Source organism: Micromonospora sp. NPDC047527, from assembly GCF_040643015.1.
Lineage (GTDB): Bacteria > Actinomycetota > Actinomycetes > Mycobacteriales > Micromonosporaceae > Micromonospora.
The window spans coordinates 86329-103498 of record NZ_JBEYTK010000005.1 but is presented as its reverse complement, the minus strand read 5'-3'; the positions used below and the strand labels follow the sequence as shown (position 1 = coordinate 103498).

Genomic DNA, 17170 nt, shown 5'->3' with positions numbered 1-17170 from the left:
GCGAGGATCGGTCTCGTGCTTCAATCGAGGTCGTGAACCTTGACGAGCTGAGGGCGTTGCTGGCCCGCCACGCCCGGCCCGACATGAGCACCGCCATCGACGGGGTCCTGATCTCGAAGGTCGAGCAGCGGACCCCGCCCACCACGTCGATGTCGGGCACCGTGCTGGCGCTCATCGCCCAAGGCGCGAAGCAGATGGCGCTGGGCGACCGTGTGTACGAGTACCGCGCGGGGCAGTACCTTGTCGCGTCGGTCGATCTGCCGGTCACCGGCTGCTTCACCCAGGCCAGCGCGGACGCTCCGGCTCTGGGGTTCGGGCTGGTGCTACACCCGGCCATGGTGGCGGAGTTGCTGTTGCAGGCGGCGCCGGGCGACCTACCGCCGCTGGCCGGGCCGCCGCCGTCGGGGATGGTGGTCAGTGACGCGCCCGACGAGCTCGGCGACGCGGTGATCCGACTGCTCCGGCTGCTGGACCGGCCCCGGGACGTCACGGTGCTCGCGCCCCTGATCAAGCGGGAGATTCTGTGGCTGTTGCTCACCGGTGAGCAGGGGGCGGCCGTGCGGCAACTCGGCCTGGCCGACAGCAGCCTCAGCCACGTCGCCCGGGCGGTCCGCTGGATCCGCGACCATTTCGCGCAGTCGTTCCGGGTGGAGGATCTGGCCCGGCTGTCCGGGATGAGCGTGTCGGCGTTCTACCGCAACTTCCAGGCCGTGACCGCGATGAGCCCGATCCAGTTCCAGAAGCAGATCCGGTTGCAGGAGGCGCGGCTCCTCCTCGCGACCCACCCCAACGACGTCACCGGGGTGAGCATCCGCGTCGGCTACGAGAGCCCGTCGCAGTTCAGCCGCGAATATCGTCGTCAGTTCGGCGCGCCGCCCAGCCAGGACGCCACCCGCCTGCGCGGCACCACCCGAGCCGAGGTGCCGGCGGTCGTCTGACCGTAGCCAGACAAGCGACGGGCGCCGCCACAGTCGTGGCGACGCCCGTCGGTCAGGGCCGAGGCAGGGTCAGCGGCGGTTGTACCTGTACATGGTCAGCGAGCCGAAGACCAGCACGAAGCCGGCGCTCCACACCAGCAGCCACATCGTGGCCGACGGGTCCGACTCGCCGCCCATCACTCCACGGATCGCGGCCACGAGCTGCGTCACCGGGTTGACCTTCACGAACGCCTGGAGCCAGCCGGGCATGGTGCTCGGCTCGACGAAGACGTTGCTCAGGAACGTCAGCGGGAACAGCACCATCATGCTGACCCCCATCACCGACTTCTCGCTGCGCAGGATCAGCCCGAAGAACGTCCACACCCAGGAGAACGCGAACGAGAAGATCACCAGCAGCCCGATCCCGGCGGCCACGCCGACCACCCCGCCGGCGGGCCGGAACCCGAGCACCAGCCCCAGGCTCAGGATCACCAGGGCGGCGAGGATGTAGCGCAGCACGTCGCCGAAGATCATGCCGACCAGGGCGGCTGGCCGCCAGACGGGCAGCGTCCGGAACCGGTCGAAGATGCCCTTCTCGATGTCGGTGTTCAGGCCGACACCGGTGTACATCGTGATCATCACGACGCTTGTCACCATGATGCCGGGCAGGAAGAACTGCAGATAGTCACGCGGGCTGCCGGCGAGAGCGCCACCGAACAGGTACGTGAACATCAGCACCATGATGATCGGGAACGCTGTCACGTCGAAGAGCTGCTCCGGCACGTGCTTGATCTTCAGCAGGGCGCGCCAGCCGAAGGTGAGCGACGCCCCCAGCGCGGTGGGTCGGGGCGGTCGCGCCCCGGGCGCGAGGACGGTTGCCAGCGCGTCGGCGGACGGCACGTAGACCGTCGGCGCCCGTTCGGTCGTGGTGGTTGTGGTGGCGTCTCTCATCGGGCTGCCTCCAGCTCGTCGTCGCGCTCGTCGGCGGGCACGGCGGGATGATCGGTCAGGGCCAGGAAGACCTCGTCCAGGCTGGGCTGGCCGAGGGAGAAGTTGTCGACGACGATGCCGGCGCGGGCCAGGTCGCTCAGCGCGCGGGCGGCCTGCGCGCTGGCGTCGAGGTCGGTGCCGGCCTCACCGACGCGGGCCGTCAACGCCACCGGGTCGGCGGCGAGCTGCACCGGAACGTTGAGCGCCTCCCGGAGCACCTTCTCCGCCTCGGGCCGCTGGGCGGGGTCGCGCAGTCGCAGGTGGACGGTGCCGGAGCCGATCGACGACTTCAGCTCGCCCGGGGTGCCCTCCGCGATCACCCGGCCGTGGTCGACGACCGCGATCCGCCCGGCGAGCTGGTCGGCCTCGTCCAGGTACTGCGTGGTCAGCAGCACCGTGGTGCCGTGCGACACCACCGCCCGCACGATCTCCCACACCTGGTTGCGGCTGCGCGGGTCGAGGCCCGTCGTCGGCTCGTCGAGGAAGAGCAGGTCAGGGGTGTTGAGGATGCTGGCGGCGATGTCGATGCGCCGCCGCATCCCGCCCGAGTACTTCTTCACCTGGCGGTCACTGGCCTCGGTGAGCCCGAACGCGGCCAGCAGGGCCCCCGCGCGCTCACGGGCGGCCGGCTTGGGCAGGCCGAGCAGCCGGGCGAGGAGCACCAGGTTCTCGGTGCCGGTCAGGTCCTCGTCGACGGAGGCGTACTGGCCGGTCAGGCTGACCCGGCTGCGGACCGCGTCAGCCTCGGTGACCACGTCGTGCCCGAAGACCCGCGCTGAGCCGCCGTCGGGCCGCAGCAGTGTCGCGAGCACCCGGACCGCCGTGGTCTTGCCCGCCCCGTTCGGGCCGAGCAGGCCGTAGACGGTGCCGGCGGGCACCTGTAGGTCGATGCCGGCCAGCGCCTTGGTGTCCCCGAACGAGCGGGTGAGCCCTTCGGCCTCGATGGCCAGGCCGGTGGTGCGTCTACTCATGACGTAAACCTTTCGTCGAACGTGTTCAGGAGACGTAGGGCCGTGCCGCCCGGCCGTCACGCAGCGCCAGACCCCACCAGCGGAGCTGGTCGAGCAGAGCGCGGGTGTCGTGGCGCAGCTCGTCGGTGCAGAGCGGCGTCGGCTCACCGGCGAGCAGGTCGATCCCCACGACGTCGCGCACCGTCATGGCGTGCAACGCGGTGAAGACGGTGCGCAGTTGGTCGACGGCGTGCAGACCGGTGGACCGGCAGCCGTACGACACGAAGCCGACCGGCTTGGCCTGCCACTCGTCGTACGCATAGTCGATCGCCTGTTTCAGGGGGGCCGGGAAGCTGTGGTTGTACTCGGGGGTGACCACGACGAACGCGTCCGCCCGACCCACCTCGCGGACGAACGCCCGGATGGGGGCGGTCGGCTCCGCGGGGTAGCTGGCCGGAAAGTCGTACTCGTTGAGGTCAACGACCGTCACGGTGAGGTCGTCGTGCCGCGCGGTCTGATCGATGAACCAGCGGGCGACCCGGTCACCCGCCCGCCCTTCCCGGGTGCTGCCGATGATTACGGCGAGCGCTAACGGTGTCATTGTTACCCCCCTTCCATCCTCAAGGCGCGAGGCGACCACCGCGCGCCCGCTAGATCGGATCTAGCGGGCGGCGTTTCGGTGCGGGATGTCGGTGGGGTCGGCTTGACTGGGGCCGACGAACGGGGGAGTGCGATGGCACAGGTACGCATCCAGCCGTGGCAGGAGGACGACCTCGACCTGCTGCGGCAGCTCAACTCACCGGACACCCGCAGACACACCGGTGGCCCGGAGACCGACGAGCAGGTGCTCGCCCGGCACCACCGTTACGTGCACTTCGCCGAGGGCGGGCAGGGCTGCATGTTCACCCTGGTGCTGCCGGACGGCGCACGGGTGGGCAGTGTCGGTTACTGGGGTCGGGAGTGGCGCGACCAGCCGGTGTACGAGTTGGGCTGGGCGGTGCTGCCCGCGTACCGGGGGCAGGGGTTGGCGACCGTCGCGGTGCGCGCGGCGGTCGACGTGGTCCGCGCCCGGCGGGACCGGCGCCACGCGCACGCCTACCCCTCGGTCGACAACCCCGCCTCGAACGCGGTCTGCCGCAAGGCCGGCTTCACGCTGCTGGGCGAGACGGGCTTCGAATATCCGCCGGGGCGGATGATGCGCGCCAACGACTGGCGGCTCGACCTGACCACCCCGCCGACCGAGGGCTGAGGTCGGCGCGGCGGTCAGCTCGGCTCAGCGGGGGACGTAGGCGAAGGTGTCCGGGTTCGGGCCCTGCCGGCCGGCCTCGCCCTTGTCCAACTCGGTGATCCGCTCCATCGCCGCGTCGTCAAGCTCGAAGTCGAAGATCCGGGTGTTCTCCTCGATCCGCTTCGGGGTGGTCGACTTCGGGAAGATGATGTCGCCGCGCTGCACGTGCCAGCGGAGCACCACCTGCGCCGGGGTCCGGCCGAACTGCTCGGCGATGTCGACGACCGTCGGATCGGCCAGCACCTTGCCCTGCGCGATCGGCGACCACGCCTCGGTGAGGATGTTGTGCTCGCGGTCGTACGCGCGGACCTCCTCGTTACCGAAGTACGGGTGCGCCTCGACCTGGTTGACCGCCGGCACCACGCTCGCCTCGGCGGCCAGTCGCTCCAGGTGCGGCACCTGGAAGTTCGACACCCCGACCGAGCGGGCCCGGCCGTCGTGCTGGAACTCCTCCAGCACCTTCCAGGTGGAGACGAAGTCGCCGTCGTAGAGCGTCGGCAGCGGCCAGTGGATCAGGAACAGGTCGACGTAGTCCATCTTCAGGGCGTCGAGCGTCGAGTCGAACGCCCTGCGGGCGTCGTCCGGGCGGTGGAACCCGTTGTTCAGCTTGCTGGTGACGTAGACCTCGGCACGGTTCAGCCCGGACGTTCGCACCGCCTCGCCCACCTCGGCCTCGTTGCCGTACATCTCGGCGGTGTCGATGTGCCGGTAGCCCACCTCCAGCGCCTTGCTCACCGCCGCGGCGGTGTCCTTCGGCTCGATCTGGAACACCCCGAAGCCGAGCTGCGGAATGGTGTTGCCGTCGTTCAGGCTGATGTCGGGAATCGTGATGGCCACTGCGGCTCCTTCGCGTCTTCGTGTCGATGCCCCCATACCCGGACGGGACGCCGATTCACCGTCCGGGGCGGGGGCGACGAGCGCAACGCCGGGTCGTTCACCCGGTCGTGTCGAACAACACCGGCCAGGGCCGCGCCGCCGGCACCGACGGCGGGTCGGCCGACGCGGGTGGTGCCGGCTCGGCGTCGGCCAGCACCTCGGCGGCGAGCTGCGCGAACATCGGCGCCGCCGGATGCGCGGACCGGTCCGGCCAGGCCGCCGAGGTGCGCTTCGCCAGCGGCGCGTCGGCGATCGGCCGCCAGGCGATCCGGGGCTCCCGCCGGGCCACCGTGGCCGGCTCCACGGCCACCCCGCCGCCGGCCAGCACCAACCCGAAGAGGAACTCCGGGTTGCGCGCCGGCCGGACCCGCGCCGGCCGCCAGCCGTACCGTCGGCACACCCCCAGCAGGTGGTCGTGCCAGCCGGGCGCGGTGGCCCGGGGTGCGGCCACCAGGTCCAGGTCGGCAAGCGACGCGAGCGGCACCTCCCGGCCGCGGGCCAGCGGCGAGGTCCGCGGCAGCAACACCCCCAGCGGTACGTCGACAGCGGCGCCGAAGCGCAGCCCGTCCGCCTCGACCGGGTGGTGCACCAGCCCCACGTCGAGGTTGCGTTCGGTGAGCATCCGGGTTTGCTCGGCGGTGGTCAGCTCGTGCAGCTCCACGTCCAGGCCGGGTGCTCGGGTGGTGAGCCCGTCGAGCAGCGCGCGCAGGGTCACCGCGGGGGTTTCCGGCGGCACACCGGCCCGGAGTACGCCCAGCTCACCCGCGCGGACCTGCCCCATCAGGCTGCGCAGCCGGCCCTCACCCGCGAGCAGTTCCTCCGCCTCGCCGAGCAGCAGCTCACCGGCGGTGGTGAGGCGTACCTGACGGCGGGACCGGTCGAACAGCTCGACGGTCAGCTCCCGTTCCAGCCGCTGGATGGACTGGCTCAGCGGCGGCTGGGCCATCCCGAGCAGCTCGGCCGCCCGTCCGAAGTGCAGCTCGTTGGCGACCACCACGAAGTGCCGCAGGTGTCGGAGCAGGTCCACGGCCGGACCCTACGCCAGCGGCGGCGGGCCGCCGGTGGATACCGTGCGGGCGTGGACGTGGGGGAACGCATCGAGGCCATCTTCGCCGGCGCCGGGGTGACCGCCAGCCTGCACGCCGTCGACCTGGACGCCGTGGACCTGTCCCTCGACCGCGTGGCCGGCGCCGGGCCGGAGGTCGGGGTGCGGGCCGACGAGCAGGTGGTGATCGCCTCGATCTTCAAGATCCTGCTGGTGCTGGAGTTCGCCCGGCAGGTCGAGGCCGGTCAGCTCGACCCGACCGAGCGGATCCTGGTCACCGCCGACGACCGGCTCGGCGGTTGGGGTGTGGCCGGCTGCACCGACGACGTCGAGGTGTCGCTGCGCGACCTCGCGTACTTCGCCATGTCGGTCAGCGACAACACGGCCGCCGACCTGCTGCTGCGGCGGGTCGGCCCGGACCTGCTGCCGATGCTCGCCGCCGAGCTGGGGCTGACCCGTACCCGCGTCCTCGGCGGTCCCCGGGAACTGGTCGAGGTGATGCTCGCCGACGTGGGCGCCCGGACCGAGGCGGAGTTCGCCCGGATCTTCCCCACCCTGCCGGACGACCGGGTCCGGGCCATGCGCGTCTTCGACCCGGCGCGTACGACCTCCAGCACGGCGCGGGAGATCACCCGGCTGCTCACGCTGATCTGGCGGGACGAGGCCGGGCCGGCGGCGGCCTGCGCGATGGTCCGCACCTGGATGGCCCGGCAGATCTTCTGGACCCGGCTGGCCGCCGGGTTCCCGCCCGGCGTCCGGGTGTCCGGCAAGACCGGCACCCTGCCCGGTCTGCACCTGGAGGCCGGTGTCGCCGAATACCCCGACGGCGGCCGGTACGCCATCGCCATCTTCGCCCGCGCCGACCAGCTGACCCCGCGCCGGATCGACGTGGACCTGGCGATGGGGGAGGCGGCCCGGACCGCCGTCGAGGCGCTGCGCGGCGGCTGACTTTCCGCCCCGTCCCAGCCGTGGAGCGCGGCCTCTGGCCAGGCCCGATATGCGGCGACGTATCGGAGCCGGCGGTGTTGGATCTTGGACCTGGGCCGGTGCGCGCTGGTTGGCTCGTGTCGACCAACCGCCCGACCACGGGGAGTAGATCCGTATGCCCAACCTCGACCGCCGCCGCTTCCTCCGCGACGCCGCAGCCACCACCGCCCTGGTCTCCGCCGGCGGCCTCGCCGCCACCTCCGCGACCCCGGCACAGGCCGCGCCGCCGGCCGCCGCCCCCGCGCCGACCACCCGCCGCAGCGGTGCGGTGAGCTTCCGCTGGTGGGGCACGGCCGGCTGGCGCGTCGACATCGGGAACCGGACCGTCCTGGTCGACCCGTACCTCAGCCGGATCGACACCGGCCTGTTCACCGGGCCGTTCAACCAGGCGGCCAAGCTGACCGTGCGCGCCGACGTGATCGACCCGCGCGTCGACCGGGCCACGACCGTGCTGGTCACCCACACGCACTGGGACCACTTCATGGACGTGCCGTACATCGCCGGTCGCACCGGCGCGCGGGTGTTCGGCACGCTTACCGCGTACCACCTGGGGTTGGCCTACGGGGTGCCCTCGGGGCAGCTCAGCGCCGTCAAGGGCGGCGAGGTGCTGGACTTCGGCGACCACACCATCGAGGTGGTCGGCTCGCTGCACAGCCGCAACGCCTCGTACTCGGTGGCCTTCCCCGGGGTGCGGGTGAGCCCGCCGCCGCTGCCGGCGACCATCGCCGACCTGCCGGAGGGCGACACGCTGGGTTACCTGCTGCGTGTCGACGGTGGGCCGTCGGTCTACTTCACCGGGGCCAGTGACGTCGCCGAGCGCAACCTCACCGGCCTCGCGCCGGACGTCGCCATGGTGGCCATGCAGAGCGCCACCACCACCGGCGACTACCTGCCCCGGCTGCTCGCCGGCCTGGGCTACCCGAAGGTCGTGGTGCCGGTGCACTACGACAACTTCGAGACCCCGTTGCAGAACCCTCCGGTCGTCGCCCCCGCCGACCGGACCCGGTTGAACGAGATGATCGCGGCGATCCGCCGGATCTCGCCGCGCAGCCGGGTGCTGGTGCCCGAGTACGAGACCGCGTACCGCTTCTGACGGCCTCGGTGGGGGCCGGCGTGCGGCCCCCACCGAGTCAGCCGGCGGCCATCTCGGCCAGGGCGCGCACCGACTTCCAGTTGCGGGTGGTGGCCACCACGGCGAGCTTCTTCTCCAGGTACGCGTTGGTGAACTTCGACCGCCCGTAGCCGCCGTCGGGGAAGTGCAGGAAGATCTCCCGGCCGGTCACCGTGAACGCCACGTTCTCGCTGCCGGGCACGGTCAGCGCGTCCACGCTGGACTGCTTCGGCGCGGTCGCGAGGAAGGCCACCAGCAATCTCGTCGGGTCGTCCTCCCGCTCGGCGTACGGGTTGCCGCCGGCCACCGCCGCCAGTTCCCGGCCGCTGCGCACCAGCACCGGAACCGTCAACCCCAGCTCGTCGGCGAGCGCCCGCTCGATCCCGGCGGCCAGCTTCTCGGCGTCACGCACGCTGCTGCCGAAGGCCACGTTGCCGCTCTGCAGGTACGTCTGCGCGTCGTCATGCCCGAGGTCGGTGACGATCCGGCGCAGGTCAGCCATCGCGAGCCGGACGCCGCCGACGTTGACCCCGCGCAGCAGGGCGACGTACCGGGTCATGGGGTCCTCCTCGGGCTGCCGGGCAGACCCGCTCAGCCTAGGTCCACCGACGGGCCATCGACGACCGCCAGCTCACTCCACCACCGGCAGCACGACCTCGTTGCGGCGCAGGAACCACGGCTTCCACGGCGGGTCGAAGCGCGCGTACCGGATGGCTCCGGTGGGTTGCAGCCCGGCCGCGGTGACCGACCGGCCGAGCATGGTGGCCCGCTGGCTGAACGCCTTCTCCGTCCACCGCCCGGAGAAGCGCATCGCCGCAGCCAGCTGCGCCGGAACCTCGCGTATCTGCACCCGGGCATCCACCGGCTCGGGCAGGGTGGCAGTGGTGCAGGCGGCCGGCATGACGAACTGGATCAGGTACGCGCCCGGCCACTCGCCCTCCACCTGGACCACCGGCACGGTCATCGCGATCTTCTGCGAGCCGCCGTCCGTCGACGGCGCTGGCGTGGCCGCTCCGATCGGGTGCCGGGCACGGTTGGCGCCCCCGAGGTAGGCGGTCAGCGGCCGGAACGCCTCGATCGGCGCCCGGGTGAACGACGTCTGGACCCGCATCTCGGCCACCAGGTGGGCCGGGTACCGACGCAGCTCGAAGCCGGGATGCCGGGCCACCACCCGGTACCGCTGCCGCTCGGTCATCGCGCGCTCCCAGTGATCTCCTGGGAGAGACGCTACCGCCCATCCGGCCTGGGCTCGGCAGAAGTCGTCTCCTGCTGCCCAGGCGTGATCGCCCGCCCGGTCAGCCGCCAGTGCTGCCGCTTCTCCTCGTCGCGCAGCACCACCCCGAGCCGGCCCAACTCCCGGCGCAGCTCGCGGGCGTCGTCGCGGCGATCCTTGCGGACCGCCTGCTCGCGGGCCCGCAGCAGGGCGTCCGCCCCGGTGGGCAGGCCGGGCAGGTCGGGCACCCACAGCCGGTACGCCGAGCGGTGCGGGTCGCCGTCGGCCCAGCCCCAGCCGTGCGCGCGGAACGCAGCCGCCAGCCGGTCGGCCGGCAGGTCCGTCGACTCCCGGGCCAGCTCGGCGCCGTCGGAGTCGAGCAGCACCAGGTGCCCGTCGTCCACGAAGACCAGCCGGGTCTCGGCCCGACCGACGTGCCGGTCCTTGCCGTCGCGGCGGAGCTGGACCTGCGCCGCGTCGACGGTGACGATCAGCCGTTCGGCGGTGCCGATCCCGGCGATGACCAGACCGGCCAGCGCGCCCACCGCCGCGGCGCCGGCGAGGGCCTGCGCGTCGGGCAGCCGGTCCAGCAGCCCGAAGAGCCACTGCACGGGTGCCCACGGCAGCCCGGCGACCCAGCCCGCCGCCAGGGCGAGCAGGCCGCCGGCGCCCGCGCCGAGCAGCGGGAAGCCGCCCCACATGACAGCCAGCTCCAGCGGGCCACCGCTGACCACGGTGTGCGGACGGGTGCCGGCGACGTCCACGGTCAGGACACCTCCCGGCGGAGCGTTCGGAACAGGCCGACGGCCAGCGGGAGGAGCAGCCAGACCAGCAGCGACACCACGAAGCGCCCCCACTGCTCGCCTGTCACGTGGCTGGTGAACAACGGCTCCATGGTCCGGCTAGTGTCCAGCCACTCGGACGGACCGCGCAAGGGCCGGACCAGTTGGCCGAGCACGGTCCAGAGGGTCGGCAGCAGCAGGTAGCCGACGATGGCCAGCGGCGGGTTGAGCAGCACCAGACCGAAGACGGCACCCATCAGGACGCAGGCGACCTGAGCGATCGCCGCGTGCAGGATCAGCGACCCCTCGATCTGCCAGGTGCCCGCGCCGCCCGTGGCCGACGCCACGAGCGTCCCGACGGCGGCGACGGCCAGGGTGACCAGCACCGAGGCGAGCGCGGCCAGCACCACCGCGATCAGCTTCGCGGCCACCACCCGCTCCCGGCGGGGCACCAGCGCGTACGTGGTGAGGGCGGTGCGCTGGGACCACTCGCTGGTGATCGACAGAATGCCCAGCACCGGCAGGAGCGCGCTGACCGGCAGCAGCGACGGAACGAAGAAGGTGACGAGGGTCTGTTCGTCCTTCTCGCCGTAGATCAGCAGGAGGGTGACGATCGCGACGGTGACCAGGCCGATGGTGATCAGCAGCCACCGGCCGGCCCGGGTGTCGGCGAGCTTGCGCAGTTCGACGGTGGTGAGCCGGAGCAGCGACGGGCGGCGTACCGGGGCATGGTGCGAGGGTGCGACGGCTCTGGCGGGGGGCGCGGTGGTGGTGGTCATCGGACGGCCTCCTTGGTGGTTTCGCCGGCGGTCAGCGTGAGGAAGAGTTGTTCGAGGCCGCCGCCGTCGGCGGGGCGCAGCTCGGCGAGCGCGACGCCGGCATCGGCGGCGGCCTGGCCGACCGCCTCGGCGTCGGCCTGCACCAGCAGGCCGTCGGCGCTGTCGGCGGCGGTCAGGTCGGCAGCGGCAAGCGCCCGGCGCAGTGCCGCGCCGTCGCGGGCCCGGACCATCGTTCCGCCGCCAGCCAGCAGCTCGTTCTTGTCGCCCTGGGCCACGATCCGGCCGCCCCCGATAACTACCAGCCGGTCCGCGACCGCCTCCACCTCGCGCAGCAGGTGGGAGGAGAGCAGCACAGTGCCGCCCCGGTCGGCGAAGTCGCGCAGCAGGCCGCGCATCCAGAAGATCCCCTCCGGGTCCAGGCCGTTCGCCGGCTCGTCGAGGATCAGCACCCGGGGGTCACCGAGCAGCGCATGCGCCAGGCCGAGCCGCTGACGCATGCCCAACGAGTACGCCTTCACCCGCCGCTTGGCGGCCACCGCGTTCAACCCGACCAGGTCGAGCTTCGCGGCGACCTCCCGCCGGTCCAAACCCATGGTGTACGCGGACAGCGTCAACGCCTCGCGGCCGGTGCGCCCGGCGTGCTGGGCGGAGGCGTCCAGCAGGACCCCGACCTCCCGCCCTGGGTTGGGCAGCTCCCGGTAGGGCCGCCCGGAGACGGTGGCGCGGCCGGCCGTCGGCGCGGTGAGCCCGCAGATCATCCGCATGGTGGTGGACTTGCCGGCGCCGTTCGGTCCGAGGAAGCCGGTGACGGTGCCCGGCTCGCACTGGAACGACACGTCGTCCACGGCCGGATGCGGCCCGTATCGCTTGGTGAGGTTCTCCACACTGATCATGTCGTCGAGCCTGCCCGCGCCGCCCGGCCATCCGCTGCGGCCACCGGTCGGTGCCGCGTCGACCTTGGTCGACCTACGGGTCTCGACTTTGGTAGCTGGTTGCCGGCGCCTGTTGCTGCCTAGCATGGGCGCGTGACCAGCATCGCCGTCCCGGAGCACCCCTGGCTGCTGCCAGGGGAGCTGGTGGTGCCGGCCGAGCCCGACCGTGCGCGTCCGCGCCGCACGACCCGCGACTGGGTGGTGGACAGCCTTGCGTTCCTGCTCGGGCTGGTCTGGGTGCTGTACGCCACCGGGGACGCGCTGTCGCCCGACCCGCAGACGGCGGTCGCGCTGCCGCACGACTGGATGGTCGGCGTGGACGCGCTGGTCGGGCTGGTCTGCTGCGGGCTGCTCTGGCTGCGTCGGCGGTGGCCGCTCGGGTTGGCGGTGGCGACCCTGCCGTTGAACCTGTTCTCGATGGCCGCCTCCATCCCGCTATTGATCTTCTATTTCACCCTCGTGGTGCACCGGCGGACCGCCGTCGCGGTGGCGGTGACCGGGGTCGGTCTCCTCACCAACCTGGTGTTCAGTTGGTCTCGTCCGGATCCGAACATGTCGTACTGGGCCACCGTGAGCTGGGGCGTGGTGATCACCCTCGCCGTGCTGGCCTGGGGAATGTTCGTCCGCGCCCGGCGGCAGTTGATCGTGTCGCTGCGCGACCGGGCCGAGCGGGCCGAGGCCGAGCAGCAGCTCCGCGTCGCCCAGGCCCGTCACCTCGAACGCACCCGGATCGCCCGGGAGATGCACGACGTGCTGGCGCACCGGATCTCCCTGCTCAGCCTGCACGCCGGCGCGCTGGAGTTCCGCCCCGACGCGCCCCCGGACGAGGTGGCCCGGGCGGCCGGGGTGATCCGGGGCAGCGCGCACGCCGCCCTCCAGGACCTCCGCGAGGTCATCGGGGTGCTCCGCGCGGACAGCGGCAGCGACGCTCCGGAGCCGCCGCAGCCCACCCTCGCCGACCTGCCGGCCCTGATCGCCGAGTCGCGTTCGGCCGGGGTGCGGGTGAACGTCAGCGACAGCGTCGCCAACCCGGGGGAGGTGCCGGCGGCGCTCGGTCGGGCGGCGTACCGGATCGTGCAGGAGGGGCTGACCAACGCTCGCAAGCACGCGGCCGGCGCGTCGATCAACGTGGACGTGGCCGGCGGGCCGGGCACCGGGCTGACCGTGGTGATCTCCAACCGGTGGCCGGTGGGCTTGCCCATCGGGAGCGAGTTGCCGGGCGCCGGCACCGGGCTGGTCGGCATCACCGAGCGGGTCACCCTGGCCGGCGGCCGAGTGGAGTACGGGCGGGACGAGACGGGCGACTTCCGTCTGGCCGCCTGGCTGCCGTGGCCGGCGTGACCGCGCCGTCGGGCGGGGCCGGGTCGTCGGGCGGGGCCGATTCGGCCGCCGCTGCGGTGCGGGTGCTGATCGTGGACGACGACGCGCTGGTCCGGGCCGGGCTCTCGATGATCCTCGGCGGTCTGCCGGACCTGATCGTGGTGGGCGAGGCGGCCGACGGCGGCGAGGTGCCGGCCGCGGTGGCCGCGTACGCCCCGGACGTGGTGCTGATGGACATCCGGATGCCACGGGTGGACGGCCTGACCGCCACCGAGCTGCTGCGCGCCCAGCCACACCCGCCGGAGGTGCTGGTGCTGACCACCTTCGACGCCGACGAGCAGGTGCTCCGGGCGCTCCGCGCCGGGGCGGCCGGTTTCCTGCTCAAGGACACCCCGCCAGCGGAGATCGTGCACGCCGTACGCCGGGTGGCGGCCGGGGAGGCGACGCTCTCCCCGACGGTGACCCGGAGGCTGATCGACCACGTGACCGCCGCCGCCCCCGGCCCGGTCGGCCCAGACCCGCGCCGGGAGCGGGCGCTGCGGCTGCTCACCGGCCTCAGCGAACGGGAGCGGCAGGTCGCGGTCGCGCTGGGCCGGGGCCGGACCAACGCGGAGATCGCGGGGGAGTTGTTCATGAGCGTGGCGACGGTGAAGGCGTACGTCTCCCGCCTGCTGACCCGGCTCGACCTCAACAACCGGGTCCAGGTGGCACTGCTGGTCCACGACGCCGGCCTGGTCTGAGCGTCCCCATCCGTGTTGCTCCGCTGATACGCTCATCCGTGAGTGTTCCAAACTTGGAAGTGTCAGAGGTGACCGCATGGGCGGCTTTGTCGGACGAGAACGCGAACTGGCCCTTCTCAACGACATGCTCGCCCGGGTCGAACGCGGCGGCCGGGCGGGACGGCCAGGCCGTGCCGTGCTGATGCGCGGTCGCCGCCGGGTGGGCAAATCGCGGCTGGTGGAGGAGTTCGTCGAACGAGCCGAGGTGCCGTACCTGTTCTTCACCGCCTCGGCGCAGCCAACTGTGGCCGCTGACCTCGCACTGTTCGTGGAAGCGGCGGCTGCCTCCACGCTGCCAGGCGCAGAACTGTTGTCCGAGCAGCAACCACGGACCTGGGACGCGGCGCTCACCCTGCTTGTCGCCGCGCTGCCGACCGACCGACCGAGTGTCGTCGTCCTGGACGAGATGCCGTACCTCATCGCGACCGACCCGGGCTTCGAGGGAACGCTGCAGAAGGTTTTCGACCGTGCGCTGTCCCGGCAGCCGGTCCTGCTGATCTGTGTCGGGTCGGACCTGGCGATGATGGAGGCCCTGAACGACTACGGTCGACCGTTCCACCAGCGGGCCACCGAGATGGTCATTCCGCCGTTGAGCCCGGCCGACGTCCGCGACATGCTTGACCTGCCCGCCGCCGACGCGTTCGACGCCTACCTGGTGTCCGGCGGCCTGCCGTTGATCCTCGACGAGTGGCCGGTCGGTGCATCGGTGCACGAATATCTGGCCGACGCGGTCCGGGATCCAACCTCGGCCCTGCTGGTCAGTGGCGAGCGGGCTCTGGCCGCCGAGTTCCCGCCGCAGTCCCAGGCGGGTCTGGTGCTCCGGGCGATCGGCTCCGGTGAGCGGACCTTCTCGCTGATCTCCCGTGCTGCGGGGGATCTTCCACAGGCGTCGCTGAGTCGCGCCTTGCGCCTGCTGATCCAGAAGCGGGCGGTGGAGGGCCTCCTTCCGCTGTCGACCAGGCCGTCGCGGGAAACTCGGTACGTGGTGGCCGATCCGTACCTGCGCTTCTGGCTGTCGTTCCTTGGCGCCCACCTTTCCGAGATTGAGCGAGGTCGAGGCGACCTGACCCTGGACCGGATCGTCACGTCGTGGGCGTCCTGGCGGGGTCGGGTCATCGAACCTGTCGTCCGGGAGGCGTTGCGCCGGCTTCCTGGGGACCATCTGCCTGCGGAAGCGGCGGTGATCGGCGGCTTCTGGACGCGGACCAACGACCCCGAGATCGACATAGTTGGCGCCGATCGGGAGCCCGTCGCTCGGCGCATCAGCTTCGTCGGGTCGATCAAGTGGCAGGAGAACCGGCCGTTCGATGCCCATGACCTGGGCCGACTGCTCCTGCATCGGTCCCAGTTGCCCGGCGCCGACGAATCGGTCCCACTCCTTGCCGTGTCGCGCAGCGGCACCGCCACCGACGGGTTACGCGTGCTGTCGCCGGAGGATCTGCTTACCGCGTACCGGATTTGAACTTTCGTCCGGTGCCGGCCGTACCAATTCCCGAGGATGTCGGTGCGGTAGGTCCGCCGCACCGCTGCCGAACTGCGGGAGGCCTACCGTGCGAGTTGGTGAGCAGTCGACGGATCCCATCGATCAGGTACTGGGTGAGGTGCCGATGCCGGCGCCCCTGACCCCGGAGGATGTCCGGCTCGCGGTCCGGGCGGTGGTCGTGCACACCGCCGAGGAGTGGCCGACCGGGCCGCTGTGCCGCAACGACGGCGCCTCCTACCCCTGCCGGTTGCACCGTTGGGGGCGGCGGGTGCTGGAGGCTCATGGTCTCAACGAGCGGCAGATCGAGGCGCTCATCCAACACGGCAACCCGTTCGTGCACGTACCCTTCCCGTTCACCGCGACCGGGCCGTCGCCCTCGCGCCCCGCCGGCACCCGGCCGGCGACGGCGAGCACCGGGTACCCGGCCCCGACCGCCGGGCGCGCCGGCCTGCCGGCGCGACACCAGGCCGCGCGGGTCGTTCCCCCCGGGGTGCGACCCACCGCCGCTGGCCGGCCGGTGACTCCCCCCGTCACCGCGCCGCGCTGGCCTCGGGCGAGCTGAGCGGCGCTACCCCCGCCCGCCCAGCCCGGGGCGACACGACGCCGGCCCGACGCGGAGGTTCCCCACCGCGCCGGGCCGGCGTCGCTCCGGCCGGTCTGCTCAGTTGTTGACTCCGCAGTCGGGGGCGGACCAGCTCGTGGTGTTCGAGCTGCGGTCGCTGTTGTTCTCCCGCCGCGAGTCGAGGTGCACGTGGTCGTCGTGGTCGGGGTAGCCCGGCCCGTAGATCCCGCTGAAGCCGTGGTTGCGGGCGTTGCGGGCGATCTGGCACAGCGACGACGTCCGCGAGGTGACGTCGGCGGCGTTGCCGTAGAGGTGCTGGCTGTCCGACGCGCCGCCGACCCGGTCGTTGCAGGCCCGACTGCGGAACCCGCTGGACACGTAGAGCGGCTTGTCACCGAGGCTCTTGCGCAGCGCCTCCAGCTTCCACATCGTGCGCAGCGCGTTCTGCTTGGTCTGCGCCGCCGACACGGGGCCGCCGCTCCACCCGCTGCCACCACAGCCGTTGTCCAGCTCGTTGTAGGTGAAGTGCGCGGGCGTGCAGTCGTTGTCCTGGAGTTGGTACAGCTTGGCGTAGGTCTGCGGGCCGGCGACGCCGTCGGCGCGCAGCCCGTACGCCTGCTGGAACCGCTTGACGGCGGCGGCGGTCTTCGGGCCGTAGCGGCCGTCGTTCTCCACGATGTCCCGGTTGCCAGCCCAGCCCGCGACCCGGATCTGCAACTGGCGGACGTCGTCGCCCGAGCGCCCCTGGTAAAGGTTGCGGTTCCAGGTGTAGCAGGCGTCCGCGTGCGCCGCTGGCGCGGCGATCACCGTGGCGATCGCTGCCCCGGGCAGAGCCAGGGCGAAAGCGACAGCAGCTCGCTTCAAGGTGTTTACGCGCACAGAAGTCCTCCCGATAGGAGAGCGAATGGGGTGGCTCCCGGGACATCGACCGGGACGTCCCGTGATTTCCACCCTCGCACCGATCAGGGCGGTTGGCGGCAATTAACGAGAATTGTCCTCACGATTCGTGGTTCCTGGGTACCGCCTGGGAATTCGCCCATTTACGAAACAGCCATTCACCCCGGATCACCCCGGGTGTACGTCAACATCACCGAACGTCGCAATCAGTCACACCCGGGGCGATGTTCCGAGGTCGGTGGTGGCCGGTAACGTCAGC

Annotated in this window: 19 protein-coding genes; 8 read left to right on the top strand and 11 right to left on the bottom strand. The window is 72.0% G+C overall.

What is annotated here, in order from left to right; all coding sequences use genetic code 11:
* Positions 1-32: 32 nt before the first annotated feature.
* Positions 33-938 carry an AraC family transcriptional regulator gene (locus ABZ808_RS20165; RefSeq protein ID WP_357008546.1) on the top strand — a complete coding sequence of 302 codons (906 nt, stop codon included), beginning with the start codon at positions 33-35 and terminating at the stop codon, positions 936-938.
* Positions 939-1007: 69 nt separating this feature from the next.
* Here the strand turns inward: ABZ808_RS20165 and ABZ808_RS20160 are convergent, their stop codons facing one another.
* Genes ABZ808_RS20160 through ABZ808_RS20150 form a run of 3 tightly spaced genes read right to left on the bottom strand, consistent with a single transcriptional unit; the run spans position 1008 to position 3458 of the window.
* A complete protein-coding gene (locus ABZ808_RS20160; RefSeq protein ID WP_357008543.1) occupies positions 1008-1868 on the bottom strand; it encodes an ABC transporter permease in 861 nt (286 codons plus the stop codon).
* Positions 1865-2878, bottom strand: a complete 1014-nt coding sequence (locus ABZ808_RS20155) for an ATP-binding cassette domain-containing protein (RefSeq protein WP_357008540.1) — start codon at positions 2876-2878, stop codon at positions 1865-1867. The genes ABZ808_RS20160 and ABZ808_RS20155 overlap by 4 nt, the downstream gene beginning before the upstream one ends.
* Positions 2879-2903: 25 nt before the next feature.
* Positions 2904-3458, bottom strand: a complete 555-nt coding sequence (locus ABZ808_RS20150) for an NAD(P)H-dependent oxidoreductase (RefSeq protein ID WP_357008537.1) — start codon at positions 3456-3458, stop codon at positions 2904-2906.
* 132 nt (positions 3459-3590) lie between these two features.
* Between ABZ808_RS20150 and ABZ808_RS20145 the strand changes: the two genes are divergently transcribed.
* Positions 3591-4106 (top strand): GNAT family N-acetyltransferase, encoded by a 516-nt coding sequence (locus ABZ808_RS20145; RefSeq protein ID WP_357008534.1) that lies wholly within the window; start codon positions 3591-3593, stop codon positions 4104-4106.
* Between the two features lie 24 nt (positions 4107-4130).
* On the opposite strand, the gene ABZ808_RS20140 is transcribed toward ABZ808_RS20145, so the two are convergent.
* Together ABZ808_RS20140 and ABZ808_RS20135 are read right to left on the bottom strand one after the other, a co-directional pair.
* Complete coding sequence (locus ABZ808_RS20140; protein ID WP_357008531.1) at positions 4131-4982, bottom strand: aldo/keto reductase; 852 nt, start codon at positions 4980-4982, stop codon at positions 4131-4133.
* Between the two features lie 97 nt (positions 4983-5079).
* On the bottom strand, positions 5080-6048 hold the full coding sequence (locus ABZ808_RS20135) for a LysR family transcriptional regulator (RefSeq protein WP_357008527.1): 969 nt from the start codon (positions 6046-6048) through the stop codon (positions 5080-5082).
* 51 nt (positions 6049-6099) lie between these two features.
* Here ABZ808_RS20135 and ABZ808_RS20130 point away from each other — a divergent pair, with 51 nt between their 5' ends.
* Both ABZ808_RS20130 and ABZ808_RS20125 read left to right on the top strand, forming a co-directional pair.
* Entirely contained in the window at positions 6100-7014 is a 915-nt protein-coding gene (locus tag ABZ808_RS20130) for a serine hydrolase (protein ID WP_357008524.1), read from the top strand.
* A gap of 154 nt (positions 7015-7168) precedes the next feature.
* Positions 7169-8146: an MBL fold metallo-hydrolase gene (locus ABZ808_RS20125; protein ID WP_357008521.1), complete on the top strand. Its 978-nt coding sequence runs from the start codon at positions 7169-7171 to the stop codon at positions 8144-8146.
* Positions 8147-8183: 37 nt separating this feature from the next.
* On the opposite strand, the gene ABZ808_RS20120 is transcribed toward ABZ808_RS20125, so the two are convergent.
* The 5 genes from ABZ808_RS20120 to ABZ808_RS20100 form a co-directional block, all read right to left on the bottom strand.
* Complete coding sequence (locus ABZ808_RS20120) at positions 8184-8723, bottom strand: DUF1697 domain-containing protein (protein ID WP_357008518.1); 540 nt, start codon at positions 8721-8723, stop codon at positions 8184-8186.
* Between the two features lie 72 nt (positions 8724-8795).
* A complete protein-coding gene (locus ABZ808_RS20115) occupies positions 8796-9359 on the bottom strand; it encodes a heme-binding protein (protein ID WP_357008515.1) in 564 nt (187 codons plus the stop codon).
* 32 nt (positions 9360-9391) lie between these two features.
* On the bottom strand, positions 9392-10141 hold the full coding sequence (locus ABZ808_RS20110) for a hypothetical protein (RefSeq protein WP_357008512.1): 750 nt from the start codon (positions 10139-10141) through the stop codon (positions 9392-9394).
* A gap of 2 nt (positions 10142-10143) precedes the next feature.
* On the bottom strand, positions 10144-10938 hold the full coding sequence (locus tag ABZ808_RS20105) for an ABC transporter permease (protein WP_357008510.1): 795 nt from the start codon (positions 10936-10938) through the stop codon (positions 10144-10146).
* Positions 10935-11831 (bottom strand): ATP-binding cassette domain-containing protein, encoded by an 897-nt coding sequence (locus ABZ808_RS20100; protein ID WP_357008507.1) that lies wholly within the window; start codon positions 11829-11831, stop codon positions 10935-10937. The genes ABZ808_RS20105 and ABZ808_RS20100 overlap by 4 nt, the downstream gene beginning before the upstream one ends.
* A 132-nt stretch (positions 11832-11963) precedes the next feature.
* Here ABZ808_RS20100 and ABZ808_RS20095 point away from each other — a divergent pair, with 132 nt between their 5' ends.
* From ABZ808_RS20095 to ABZ808_RS20080, 4 genes are all read left to right on the top strand, one after another.
* Positions 11964-13211 (top strand): histidine kinase, encoded by a 1248-nt coding sequence (locus tag ABZ808_RS20095; protein WP_357008504.1) that lies wholly within the window; start codon positions 11964-11966, stop codon positions 13209-13211.
* On the top strand, positions 13190-13930 hold the full coding sequence (locus ABZ808_RS20090; protein ID WP_357009531.1) for a response regulator transcription factor: 741 nt from the start codon (positions 13190-13192) through the stop codon (positions 13928-13930). The genes ABZ808_RS20095 and ABZ808_RS20090 overlap by 22 nt, the downstream gene beginning before the upstream one ends.
* Positions 13931-14006: 76 nt before the next feature.
* Complete coding sequence (locus ABZ808_RS20085) at positions 14007-15431, top strand: DUF234 domain-containing protein (protein WP_357008501.1); 1425 nt, start codon at positions 14007-14009, stop codon at positions 15429-15431.
* A 145-nt stretch (positions 15432-15576) separates the two neighbouring features.
* Positions 15577-16014, top strand: coding sequence for a hypothetical protein (locus ABZ808_RS20080; protein WP_357008498.1), 438 nt, complete (start codon positions 15577-15579; stop codon positions 16012-16014).
* Between the two features lie 99 nt (positions 16015-16113).
* Here the strand turns inward: ABZ808_RS20080 and ABZ808_RS20075 are convergent, their stop codons facing one another.
* Positions 16114-16893, bottom strand: a complete 780-nt coding sequence (locus ABZ808_RS20075) for a D-Ala-D-Ala carboxypeptidase family metallohydrolase (RefSeq protein ID WP_357008495.1) — start codon at positions 16891-16893, stop codon at positions 16114-16116.
* Between the last annotated feature and the right edge of the window lie 277 nt (positions 16894-17170).

Bases quoted from the DNA above. Each gene is read 5' to 3' on its own strand.
- ABZ808_RS20150 (WP_357008537.1), bottom strand. From the start codon at position 3,458: ATGACACCGTTAGCGCTCGCCGTAATCATCGGCAGCACCCGGGAAGGG.
- ABZ808_RS20085 (WP_357008501.1), top strand. From the start codon at position 14,007: ATGGGCGGCTTTGTCGGACGAGAACGCGAACTGGCCCTTCTCAACGAC.
- ABZ808_RS20145 (WP_357008534.1), top strand. From the start codon at position 3,591: ATGGCACAGGTACGCATCCAGCCGTGGCAGGAGGACGACCTCGACCTG.
- ABZ808_RS20125 (WP_357008521.1), top strand. From the start codon at position 7,169: ATGCCCAACCTCGACCGCCGCCGCTTCCTCCGCGACGCCGCAGCCACC.
- ABZ808_RS20115 (WP_357008515.1), bottom strand. From the start codon at position 9,359: ATGACCGAGCGGCAGCGGTACCGGGTGGTGGCCCGGCATCCCGGCTTC.
- ABZ808_RS20120 (WP_357008518.1), bottom strand. From the start codon at position 8,723: ATGACCCGGTACGTCGCCCTGCTGCGCGGGGTCAACGTCGGCGGCGTC.
- ABZ808_RS20105 (WP_357008510.1), bottom strand. From the start codon at position 10,938: ATGACCACCACCACCGCGCCCCCCGCCAGAGCCGTCGCACCCTCGCAC.
- ABZ808_RS20080 (WP_357008498.1), top strand. From the start codon at position 15,577: ATGCCGGCGCCCCTGACCCCGGAGGATGTCCGGCTCGCGGTCCGGGCG.
- ABZ808_RS20100 (WP_357008507.1), bottom strand. From the start codon at position 11,831: ATGATCAGTGTGGAGAACCTCACCAAGCGATACGGGCCGCATCCGGCC.
- ABZ808_RS20160 (WP_357008543.1), bottom strand. From the start codon at position 1,868: ATGAGAGACGCCACCACAACCACCACGACCGAACGGGCGCCGACGGTC.
- ABZ808_RS20155 (WP_357008540.1), bottom strand. From the start codon at position 2,878: ATGAGTAGACGCACCACCGGCCTGGCCATCGAGGCCGAAGGGCTCACC.